Raw genomic sequence first — 894 nt, forward strand, 5'->3', positions numbered from 1 at the left:
CAATATTAGATCAAATCTAAAACATAGAGTCATACTAACTTTGTAATTGTTAATGCCTAATTGAGAATAATTTTACCTCTTTAACTCCCTCATTTCTCAATTAGGCGAAACAAGCATCTTTCCATAAAAGCAGAACTATTATAATTGTACCTCGTACAATGTTTAAATTTTTTTCAGCGAGCAATATTTATTCTTTTATCCAAAAATTAATTAAATTTATTAATTCAATCTTCTTTCTAATTCTGATTATTGGTTTAACTTTTGCTTTGGTTTTGTCTCCACCCGATTACATTCAAGGAGACTCAGTGCGGATTATGTATGTCCACGTTCCTTCAGCTTGGCTTGGTTTAGCAAGTTTTTCGGTTATTACACTTTTATCCATATTAAATTTTATTTTTAAAATAAAAAATTTTTATTTTATAAATAAAAGCATTGCTCCTATTGGATTGTTATTTACATCCTTAGCAATTGTAACTGGATCGCTATGGGGCCAACCAACATGGGGTACATGGTGGGCATGGGATGCAAGACTAACATCGATGTTAATTTTAATGTTGTTTTATGTTTTTTATATTTTGTCTTTTAAACTTATAAACAATGAGGAAACTACGATTAAGGTATCTTCCATAATTGCAATTGTTGGATCTATTAATATTCCAATAATTAAATATTCCGTAGATTGGTGGAATACGCTTCATCAACCGGCCAGCATTAAAATCTCAGGTTCGAGTTCTATTCATAGTGCTATGTTGGTTCCATTATTGTTAATGTTGTTGGTTTTCTTGTTATATGCTGCGTTAATTTTTCTAATGAAATACAAAACAGAAATCATTAGAATAAAGAAAAAAAACATTAAAAGAATATGATTGCAGATTTTTTATCAATGAATGGTTA

Annotated in this window: 1 protein-coding gene; it reads left to right on the forward strand. The window is 29.3% G+C overall.

The annotated features are described in order from the left end of the window. Positions 1-158: 158 nt before the first annotated feature. Positions 159-866 carry a heme ABC transporter permease CcmC gene (gene ccmC / locus AC1QQ2_RS14500; RefSeq protein WP_479713677.1) on the forward strand — a complete coding sequence of 236 codons (708 nt, stop codon included), beginning with the start codon at positions 159-161 and terminating at the stop codon, positions 864-866. Positions 867-894 lie beyond the last annotated feature (28 nt).

The sequence above is a fragment of the Aestuarium sp. genome (assembly GCF_023253315.1).
GTDB lineage: Bacteria > Pseudomonadota > Alphaproteobacteria > Rhodobacterales > Rhodobacteraceae > Marivivens > Marivivens donghaensis.